The sequence below is a fragment of the uncultured Finegoldia sp. genome, assembly GCF_947252345.1.
GTDB lineage: Bacteria > Bacillota > Clostridia > Tissierellales > Peptoniphilaceae > Finegoldia.
The window spans coordinates 1-10,662 of record NZ_CAMXVC010000043.1 but is presented as its reverse complement, the minus strand read 5'-3'; the positions used below and the strand labels follow the sequence as shown (position 1 = coordinate 10,662).

General features: G+C 34.5%; 7 protein-coding genes and 1 pseudogene. All 8 read right to left on the bottom strand.

Going from position 1 to position 10,662, the window contains the following annotated elements; translation table 11 throughout:
• Positions 1-3,848, bottom strand: a 3,848-nt coding sequence (locus Q0X02_RS07520; protein ID WP_297813873.1) for an Ig-like domain-containing protein, incomplete at its 3' end; no start/stop codon positions are given.
• Between the two features lie 197 nt (positions 3,849-4,045).
• Complete coding sequence (locus Q0X02_RS07515) at positions 4,046-4,612, bottom strand: hypothetical protein (RefSeq protein ID WP_297813870.1); 567 nt, start codon at positions 4,610-4,612, stop codon at positions 4,046-4,048.
• A gap of 10 nt (positions 4,613-4,622) precedes the next feature.
• Positions 4,623-5,936 (bottom strand): HAMP domain-containing sensor histidine kinase, encoded by a 1,314-nt coding sequence (locus tag Q0X02_RS07510; RefSeq protein WP_297813867.1) that lies wholly within the window; start codon positions 5,934-5,936, stop codon positions 4,623-4,625.
• Entirely contained in the window at positions 5,933-6,589 is a 657-nt protein-coding gene (locus Q0X02_RS07505) for a response regulator transcription factor (RefSeq protein ID WP_297813864.1), read from the bottom strand. Before Q0X02_RS07505 ends, Q0X02_RS07510 begins: the two co-directional genes overlap by 4 nt.
• Before the next feature lie 74 nt (positions 6,590-6,663).
• Positions 6,664-8,040: an ABC transporter permease gene (locus tag Q0X02_RS07500; RefSeq protein WP_297813861.1), complete on the bottom strand. Its 1,377-nt coding sequence runs from the start codon at positions 8,038-8,040 to the stop codon at positions 6,664-6,666.
• A gap of 9 nt (positions 8,041-8,049) precedes the next feature.
• On the bottom strand, positions 8,050-8,694 hold the full coding sequence (locus Q0X02_RS07495; RefSeq protein ID WP_297813859.1) for an ABC transporter ATP-binding protein: 645 nt from the start codon (positions 8,692-8,694) through the stop codon (positions 8,050-8,052).
• A 9-nt stretch (positions 8,695-8,703) separates the two neighbouring features.
• The gene (locus Q0X02_RS07490; RefSeq protein ID WP_297813856.1) at positions 8,704-9,981 is read right to left on the bottom strand and encodes an ABC transporter permease; all 1,278 of its coding nucleotides are present in this window, start codon (positions 9,979-9,981) and stop codon (positions 8,704-8,706) included.
• Positions 9,982-10,108: 127 nt separating this feature from the next.
• Positions 10,109-10,662, bottom strand: a pseudogene (locus Q0X02_RS07485) (hypothetical protein); the annotation flags it as partial.

Here is a 10,662-nt window from a genome sequence, read left to right as displayed (position 1 = left end):
ACATATTTTGTTACTATCTTATGGTATTTGTGGATAGTATTTCCATCCTTATCTTCTTCTCCTTGGTAAGAATATCCTGGAATATCGGCCTTTTCCTTTTTACCGTCTACTGTTGGATGGCCATCAATTTCCTTACCATTATCATCTACATAGGATGTTTTTGGACTTATCTTTTTATAGACATGGATTACATCACCGTTATCAACATTCTTTGTTTCAACAAATTTGTATCCAGGAATATCCTTCTTTTCTTGAGCACCCTCTACTGGTGGGTTGTCCTTGATTTCTCCACCATCTTCATCTACATAGGATGTTTTTACTACTACCTTCTTGTAGATATGTTTAACATTACCATCTTCATCTGTCTCTGTCTTGTCGAATGTGTATCCACTGATTTCTTTCTTTTCATGTGTTCCATCTTCTGGTGGATTATTTGGAATTTCATTTCCATTTAGGTCTACATATGATGTTTTTTTGGTTTTCTTTTTGTAAACATGAATTACATCACCATCTGAACCACCGCCAGTTTTCTTTACATATTCATAACCAGGAATATCCTTCTTATCATGTGTTCCAACTACTGGAGGATTGTCTGGAATTTCTTTTCCATTTTCATCGACATATTTGGTTACGACTTTACGGTAGATATGAACATTTCTATGTCCCTTACCACCCTCGATTTCTTCATTTTCACTTGACTTTACAAATACATAGCCATCTGGGGCATTACCTTTTTCTTTCAAGCCATCTTCTAGCTCTTTAATCTGTTTGCCGTCTTCATCAACCCAAATAGTGTAAGGTGGCAATAGTTTTTGATAGATATTTGTAACATCACCAGTTTTAACATCAGTTACTGAGCTTACCAAACCATATTCTGGTATATCCCACTTGCCATCATCATCTGGATGAGCTCCGACTTCTGTGTTTTTTAGTTCGGTACCTGTTCCCATTTCAACCCATCTTGTCTTGATTTGATGATAATAATTTATTATATTTCCATTTTCAGGATCAACAACTTTTTTTACAAACTTGTAATTAGCAATATCATTTCCATCGTCATCTGGTTTTGCACCATCTTCTTTAGGTTTTAGAGGATCCAATGTATCTTTATCTATCCATTGGGTAACTATCTTGTGGTAGATATTTACCACATCGCCATCTTTACGAACCTTAGTTTTTAAAAACTTATAGCCTTCGAAGTCAGCTTTAAAATCTTCGTATTTTTTTGATCCATATTCTTCGTCTTTAAGCTCTTCACTATCAACATCTGTTACCCATCTAGTTTTTAACCTGCGATAGTGGTGAATACGTCTCGTTGTATCACCATCTTTTTCTTCAGTAGTTCCGGTAAACTTGTAGCCGTCTGGATCATCGCCCTTATCTTTTAATGTTTTTTCTGGCTGTTTGATACGGTTACCTTCATCATCTACCCATGCTGTGTAGTCTACTTCTATCTTTTTATAGATATTTGTTACATCACCAGTTTTTGGATCTACTTTAGGTTCACCTACTAATTTATATTCTGGTATATCCCATACACCATCATTATCTGGTTTTGGACCGTCTTCTGGGCCTTTAAGAACCTTACCCTTATCATCAACCCACTTTGTGATAATCTTGTGGTAGATATTTGTAACATCGCCAGTTTTTGGATCAGTATTTTCACCTACTTTATGGTAGTTTTCTACAGCAGTACCTGCGGTATCTGGATGAGCTCCGTCTACCTTTTCTTTAAGTTCTTTACCTTCTTCGCCTTCTTCTACGTATCTGGTAACTATCTTGTGGTAGATGTGTTTATTTTTCTTTTTACCATTTTTAAGTGTTTCAGTAGGTTCTGATTTTACAAACGTATAACCAGCTGGTGCGTCTATCTTATCTTTCAAACCATCTTCAGGTTGTTGAACATCATTACCTTCTTCATCTTGCCAAACAGTTAAAGAACCTTGAATCTTTCTATAGAAATAGAGAGCTTTAGACCTTTTACCTTTAACGAAATGACCTGTAGTCTCGTTACCAAGAGAATCAGCTTGAGCTTCGTCTTGATTTTCTACCTTATAGATTTCATATCCAGCTACATCTTGCTTTTCAGTCCTATATGTCTCTTCTTTTGTACCATGAGCATAGTTTACAAAATCGTGGATAAAATCAGTAGAGACTACCTTACCATCTTCGTCAAGAGTTTGGAAAATGTGGTTTTCCCAGAAAAATCCTTCATCTGCTTTTGGAGCAGACTTAGCGCTCTTTAGGGATACAGTAGAAGCGTGAACTGCTGATGAATATGCTTCATTAGGGTTAGCAATCATTGTACTCTTGATTTGTACGAATTTCTTAGGGTCGTATTTACCTTGGTATTTTACTACGTAGGTATCAGTTGAACCCTGATTTTTAAATTTGATCTTCATACCATTTTTTTCTAGACCGTTACCAGTGGTTATGAGTTCTTTATCATATTGATTAGAATCTACTTCTTCTATGTTATCATCTTCAACATAAAAACTTCCGTTTAATTTACTTGGGTCTTTTACCTTGTAAACTTTAACGCTATTTAGTACATCATCATCGAATATAGCTTCTGATTCTGTAGTTATACCATGGTCTCCAGCCTTATCGTTATTTTCAAAGGTTAGTTCTGTACCATTTTGCTTTTTACCAGCATAGTTTACATAGTAGGTTTGCTCGTAGGTACCTTTTTTCTCTCCAAGGTCTTTATTCTCTTTAAGTTCATTAATAGTACCAGCACCATTACTTGGTATTTCAACATCACCATCTTTTAATTCAAGGCTGTAGTCTACATCAAAGTTCTTTTTTGTTTCTCCATTGAGGTTTGCAGATACTTCTACACCTTCTTTACTATTCTTTACATTCTTAGGGTCAACATATAAAACTTCATTTATATCTTGACGGAATCTACCATATTTTTGGGCTGCTTCTGTAAATACATATCTGAAAGTATTGGTAGTTGGATCATAGCTACCTTCAGCTACTACATCATCACCTACGTAAAGTTTTGGTTTGTAAGCTACATCCTTACTTGTAGCACCATAACCGTTTACAGTGTCAGAAAGTTTGATGTCAAAATAATCGCCTTTTTTAACAGTCTTTGGTACATAAAAGCTAATATCCATACCAATATCTTGACCTTCGTTAGCCTCTATTGGTCCTCTAAGAGGAGTAACTTTAGTGCCGTTTTTGGCTTCATTGTTGGCATAGAGATTTACTTTTAACTCTTCTAATTGTGCAGATATATCATTGCCTGTTGTCTCTCCAGCAGGTTCACGAAGTTGGTCTACAGATTTTAGTTCAAAGATTTCGAGTTTATCTTCTGACTTAGTTTCCTTGTTATTTTCCTTTTTATTTTCTGCATTATTTTCAGCGTTTTCCAAAGTTTTGACATCTTCTTTTGACTCATTTCCTTTTGGTTCATCCTTGGAAGCTGGGTCAGGTTTATTATTTTCAGCTGTCAAAGGTTGTGGAGCAGTAAAATCATCTTCTTTCTTTTCATTTGTTCCTGATGGAGTAGCATTGTTTTTGTTTCCTTCATCCACTTTGTCTGTTTTCTCAGTAGTTGGTTCTACTTTTTCTGTTGTAGACTTATCTTCTACCTTAGGTGCAACGACTGAAACGTCTTCTTTTTTCTTTGAAGTAGCGTTGTCAACTTTAGGTTTTTCTTCGTCTTTTTCAGGTTGATTTTTGTTTTCCTCAGGTGTTTGAAGCTTAGATTCTAGTACAGAATCGTTTTTTACAATGGCGTTGTCAGCAGATACTTGATTTGCTAATACCATTGGGCTTGCCAATACACCAAATGCCAATAAAATTTTGGCAATGTTATTAATTTTCTTGTTGTTCATTGCTTCCTCCTTTTCGTAATTGAACAATATACATCAATATTGAGAATATTAAATTGTTAGAATTTTTGCTCTAATATATTTATATACTCACTATACTTCATACCCAAAAAAAAAAAAAATAACATATTTTATAAGTTTTTTATTATTTTTTTATTTCAATTAAAAAATCGGCACAAAATTTGTGTCGATTTTGTAATTTAATTTAATTCTCGGTCTATATCGTCAATTATTTCTTCTGTTGTTTTGTTTTCAAATAGCGAAGGGTCCAAATGTGTTAAAAAATGCCACTCGTCTTTTTCTTTTTTCTTGTACATTATCGCCTCGCCATCTTCCGAGCCAAAAAAACTCCTCGTAACTTTGTAATTTTTCTCTTCGAGATGTTTTTTTACTTCGTTGTACGCTTTTTCTCGTGATACGATGTAGTTTTTCAATTCGCTGTTTGGTATCATATATGCGTCCACTCGCGTTGAATTTTCGACCATTCCATTTCCTTCTTGCGATAGATTTGGCAGTTCTTTCCAGAAAATTTCCGCCTTTCCAACTTCTGTGAACATATATTTTGTGAGTGGAATTACATTGCCGTTGTGCAATATCTCGGTGTATTCTTGTAAATTTTCTACGTTCAAGTATTCATAAAAAATCCCATCTTCTTCTTTCGTTTCATAGCAGTTTGTTTTTTCAAGAAATTCTCTGCCTTCTTCAATCGTGTTGAAAATTGCCAATTCGGTAGAATCACTATTTTGATATAATTCGAGTATGAACATTTTTGCTCCTTTACATTTTTATTTTAAATATTACTTTGTTTTCAATTTTTGTGATTTCGCAGTTTATCTCGTAATTAGAAAGCAAACTTTTCACTATATAAAGCCCTAGGCCGTTGCTGTTTTGTTTGTTGAGTTCACATTTTATGTCAAATATTTTGTCTTCGTCTACAAAGCAATCATCATCACAAGTGTTCGAGACTGTCAAATACCCGCCCTCAGTCGTTATCTCAATCGTTCCTTTTGTGTTCGTGTACTTTACGGCATTGCCAATTATGTTGGAAAGTACGATTTTGAGAGCTGTTTTCCCGATAAACATTTTCTCATTTGTGACGTTATTTTCGATTGTGATTTGTTTTTGATTTATCAACACTTCTTGGGTTTTCAATATTTCAGTTAATATTTGATGGATTTCGATGTGTTCTGCATCATTTTTTAGGTTTTCGATAGATGATAATGTCAGTATCTGCGAGATATTGTGCGATAATTCGTCGACTATTTCGATGCAATTGTCGATGTATTCGTCTCTGTTTTTGTATTTGCCAATCTTGTATTTCATATTTTCGAGGATTATTTTCAGACTGGCAACTGGTGTTTTGAGTTCGTGTGATGAGCCTCTGAAAAAATCGTATTTGAGTTTTTCTAGTTGAATTATTTGCTCATTTTTCTTCTCTAAATCATCAATTGATTTTAATAGTGTCGTGTACAAATCATTGATTTGTGTTTTTAATTGACCTATCTCGTCACTGGATTGAACTTTCAATCTCGCTTTTTTGTCGAGTGTCATCATTTTATCTGTAATGTGCTTGATGTCTTTGATGTTGTTGTTGATTAGTTTGGCGTAAATTAGCGATATTATCCCCGAAAAAATCAGAGAAATCAAAAGTGAATACGGCAGAAATTTAAAGCTCAAATTTTTTGCGTCTTTTTTCATATCTGTTGTGGATACGAATTGCAGTGTGATTTTCGAGCCGTCGTTGAGTTCTATCTGTCGTTCTTCAATTATGAGTGAATTGTTGTCACTTGTTTTGTCAAAACGGACGTTGTTTTTGATGTGAAGTTCGTTTTTGCTTGACGCATTCTTGACGAAGGCTTTGATTTCATTGTTGTTGGAGTAAAAGTTGAGCGATTGATTGATGTAGGTCAGTTGTTTTTTGTTCATTGTGTTCGATATTTCAGTTGCCTTTTTTGAGATGTCTTCTTTTCTGATTTCAAGATATGTTTTTGGGAATATCAGAAAGACCAACAGGTGAATAAAAAGCACCGTTGCTGTGAGTGCTGCGAAGATTTGTATGAACATTTTTGGGAATATTTTTAAGTTTTTCATTTTCGCTCCAATTTGTACCCTACATTTCTAATCGTCACGATACAATCTAGTTCCAGTTTTTTTCGCAATTCTTTGATGTAGACATCAATTACTCTGTCGAATGGAATGTCATCTGTGTCTTTCCACACGCTGTCAATTATTTGCATTCTCGACAGTGCGTGTCCTTCATTGTCGAGCAGGTATTTAAGGATTTCCAATTCCTTCGCATTTACATCTACGTTGTTTCCGTTCAATGTTGCTGTGTAGCTCGTAAAATTAATAGTCGTGTTTTTGTACTGGAATAAGTCTAAATCGCTGTAATGTTTTTTAATAAGGGCTTCGATTCTGACTTTTAGCACAGGCAACGAGAATGGTTTTTCAATGTATCCATCAGCTAAACTTGTGAATGCACTTATCTTGTATTCTTCATCACTGAATGCGGTCACCATCAGTACCGGAATTTTCGATTGTTTTCTTATGTGTTCGAGAACTTCGAGTCCGTTTTTCAACGGAAGTTGTATGTCGAGTATAGCCAAATTAATTTCATTTTCATCGAAAATCGTGACGGCTTGTAAACCATCCTCTGCTTCGATGGTTTTGTATCCGTACTCCGACAAAAACTCGCATATTCCTTCTCTGATGATTTTGTCATCTTCAACAACAAGTATATTCATAGTCGCTCCTTTTCTTTTATTATACAATAGTCTATCACAATTAGAAAATTATCGATGCTGGCGCACCGATAATTCTATTTTGTATCTGTCAATAAATCTTTTGGATTTTTTCTTAAAATTTTTGTCGATGAAATCGCAATTGCAATCAACAATACTATCGTCATAAAAATCACAACATAAACAAGCGATTTTGTAGTTACGTTTATGTCCAAACTCGTCAGTGTTTTGTTGAATCCATCGACTTCTGCTCCTCCACCGAGACTTTGTGATGCAGATTGTTTTGCTATTTTATCTGCGATGTTTCCTGTGACTTTTTGTAGAATATTGTTGCCAATTTTACCTGCTGCAAATCTAGCCAAGAAGAATGACCCAATGTATGCAGGTATCGTTACTAATAGCAATTCTACTACAAATTGTGTAAATATCTGCACTTTTGACATTCCTATCGCCAATAAAACGGCGATTTCTTTCTTCCTTGCGTTCAACCACAAGAATAACAGCAATGCCACTACCAATCCCGCAAACAAAAGTGAGCCAATAAATAATTTGTCGGCAATTGCATATATTCCAGATATTGATTCTTGCAGTGCTGGATAGTTTGACGAACTTTTGATGAGATTGTACTGTTGCCAATCAATATCGAGTTTGCCAAGGCTTTTCATCACATCATCCAAGTTTTTGTCGCCCTTTACAAAAAATGTCGCATCTTGGTATGTCGCTGAATCTTCTGTGTTACCGTAAACTTTTGCGGCTGTATTCAAATCAGTTATCAATGTGTTTTCGTACAATTCCTGTGCAGCGCTAACTCCACCGTTGTTGTGCCCGTCGAATAATCCTTTTATTGTAACTTCTACAGTTTCATTGGCTTGTTTTTCGTTGTCAGCGTCGAACAAATTGGATTTTATTTTGATTTTGTCGCCTATTTTTAATTTGTTTTTCGCAGCTAAATCTTTGTGAATAAGAATTTTATTCTTATCATTGTTGCTCAAATGTTCACCAGCGACAAGTTTGTAAGCACCCGAAACAAATTTCGTTTCTTTTGATGAATCATTTACTCCAGTCAGCATAACTGTTCGTTTGAAATTTTGAGCTCTTTCAGGTGATTGATTTGCCAATGTTTCTTGCGTTTCGATTATATCTAAGCCAACTAAGTCGCCGACGCTGTTTATTCTCTTGACATAGCTTTGAATGTCCGAAGTTTGTGTGATTTTCTTGATGTCTTCTCCTTTTACATTTCCACCACCTCTTGGTGTTCCTGGATTAACTTGGCGATTTATTTCAATTGAAAAGCTATTAGTGATATTTCCGAATGTTTTTCGTGATGCTTTGTCAGTTGCGTCTTTTATCGACAAGCTAATCAAACTTAAAGATGACATCAACAGAATTACGATTAAGATTATTATCGATTTTAAACTTTTTCTAGTAACGTAATAAAATGCGTTTTTTATCATTTTCATCTCCTAATTATTTTCTATCACTTCGTGCAATTTTTTGTCATTTAATTCCAGCACGATGTCTGCGGCTTTTGCAACTTCTTTGCTATGGGTAACGACAATCACGCACTTATTTCTCTCTTTGGCTAATTTTTTCAAAACATTGATGATTTCACTAGCTGTTGAATCGTCTAGGTTTCCTGTCGGCTCGTCGGCTAAAATGATAGGCGCTTCAGACACCAAAGCCCTTGCGATTGCAACCCTTTGTTGTTGTCCTCCGGAAAGTTTCATTACGTTTCTTTTGATTTGGCTTTTGTCCAATCCCAATTCCAACAATATGTTTTCTTCGGCGGTTTTATTCACAAGTCGTATGTTTTCCAATGGCGACAAGTAATCTATCAGGTTGTAGTTTTGAAATACAAGTGATATGTTGTTTTTCCTGTGATTTGTGTATCCTTTTTCTTCTATATTTTGATTTTTGAACAAAATTTGTCCACTGTCTGGACTGTCAAGCCCTGCCAGTAAAGAAAGCAAGGTTGATTTTCCAGTACCTGATTTTCCAATTATAGCGTAAAATTTTCCAAGTTCAAACCCCATATTTACTAGTGACAGAACTTCTTCACCAGAGCTTTCATAACTATAACTTACATTTTTTATTTCTAATATATTCATTTTTATCTCCTAACTAATTTTTGATAATATTTCTTTTGGTTTTTTGATTAATATAATTGACGACGCTGCTATTACTGACGCAATTATTATGACAATCAACAACGTGTAGCTTTTTGCAAAAACTATAAATTTGTCATGTAAATTCGTTGTCAACAGCCTTGTAGCAACAGAGGCCGTGTTCTCTGATTTTCCAAATCCAGACACTATTTGCTTTACAACTAAATCACCACAGAAAATTGACAATAACGCTGCTGGTATTGACACGATTATAAGCTCTGAGATGAACTGACCTATTATTTTCGACTTTTCGATTCCTACTGACAAAAGTATGCCTATTTCGTAGATTCTTTCTCTAAGCCACAGTATTAAAATCAATGACAACACCACCAACCCTGCAATCATAATTGAGTAAGTCATAAGTGAAATTATATGTTTGACGCTGTTTAAAGATTGAATCGCCTCTTTGAATGCGAGGTCGTCTTTTTGTATTTCAAATGACGAGGTAGAGTATTTGCTTTTTAATTCTCTTATCAAACTGTCCATTGATTTTTGATTGTGAGTTAATAAAGTAATCTTGTTTACAAGTCTTTCATTAGAATTTAGCTTCAGTGATTTCTGAGCCGAGTTGTAATTCACAAACATCGAATTTTCGCTGTAATCCGATGAAAATCCTGTGTATTTTTCTTGCTTTTTGCCAGAGAAAATCCCGACAATTTCATATTGATTTCCGTCCATTACATTGGATTTTCCATCCATCTTCATAAATTTCAAACTTACTTTGTCGTGTAATTTTAACTTGTTTTTCTTTGCAAAATCCTCGTGAACGAGAATAGAATCCTTATCGTCTTCGGTTAAATTCCTTCCTTCTTTTATTTTGAACACACCACTTGTGAACAACACATTCTTCTTTTGTGAACTTGTTGCATCAATAGACACTAGATTCCTCATATTATCGGACAAATCTTCTCGCATAATTTTTTGACTGCCTTCGACCACACTTGCATTTGTCAAAGTTGCTAAGCCTTCATAATGATAAATTACTTCCCTAATATCCTTGTTTTGTTTTATTTTTTCAAAGTCATTCGGATTGAAGTATCCATTCTGATTTTTTTTAGTTATTGATATTGATGAATTGGATGACTCATATAGTGATTTCTCCATTTCTGATTGTGTCCTCGATATGCTCATACAAGCATACAAACTCGAAAGGACTATTGCCAAGATAACAAAAATAATGAGACTTCTGTTTCTTCTTCTAGTTACATAAGCTATCGCATTTTTTAACATAAACTTCTCCTTTGTTTTTATTACAAATACATAATACAAAAGTTTTATGAAATGGATATGAAATAAGCAAAAAAAGACGACAGAATTTTTTTATCGTCTTGAAAGTTTATTTTTAATATTGAGTTGGTTAATAAATTTTTGAACCTGCTGGGATATTTTCATCTAACATAATTAAATTCAATACTTCTTCACCTTCGTATTCACAGATTGCAGATAAAAGCATTCCACAAGAATCTTCTCCCATCATCTTTCTTGGTGGTAAGTTCGTGATTGCAAGTAGAGTTTTTCCTACTAAGTCTTCTGCAGAATAGAAGTTTTTAATTCCAGATAAAATAATTCTATCTGTTCCTGAGCCATCATTTAGAGTGAATTTCAAAAGCTTTTTAGATTTTGGCACTTCTTCGCATTTTTTAACTTTTACTACTCTAAAATCAGATTCTGAGAATTTGTCAAAATCTACAAAATCTTCAAATAGTGGCTCAACTTTAACTTTCGATAAGTCGAGCTTCTTTGCTTTTGTGTTTTCTGAATTACTTGAAACATTTTGTCCAACCGGCTTCATCGTAGGGAAAATCCCCTCATTTTCTGTTACAACTTCTAGTAAGCCTTTATTGATTAAATAATTTACTGTAACCATTACATCATCGTCTGTTTCATCTATGGTTAGTGCTAACTCTTTTA

Coding starts and splice junctions, on each gene's coding strand:
- Q0X02_RS07500 (WP_297813861.1), bottom strand. CDS start 8,040: ATGATAAAAAACGCATTTTATTACGTTACTAGAAAAAGTTTAAAATCG.
- Q0X02_RS07490 (WP_297813856.1), bottom strand. CDS start 9,981: ATGTTAAAAAATGCGATAGCTTATGTAACTAGAAGAAGAAACAGAAGT.
- Q0X02_RS07515 (WP_297813870.1), bottom strand. CDS start 4,612: ATGTTCATACTCGAATTATATCAAAATAGTGATTCTACCGAATTGGCA.
- Q0X02_RS07505 (WP_297813864.1), bottom strand. CDS start 6,589: ATGAATATACTTGTTGTTGAAGATGACAAAATCATCAGAGAAGGAATA.
- Q0X02_RS07495 (WP_297813859.1), bottom strand. CDS start 8,694: ATGAATATATTAGAAATAAAAAATGTAAGTTATAGTTATGAAAGCTCT.
- Q0X02_RS07510 (WP_297813867.1), bottom strand. CDS start 5,936: ATGAAAAACTTAAAAATATTCCCAAAAATGTTCATACAAATCTTCGCA.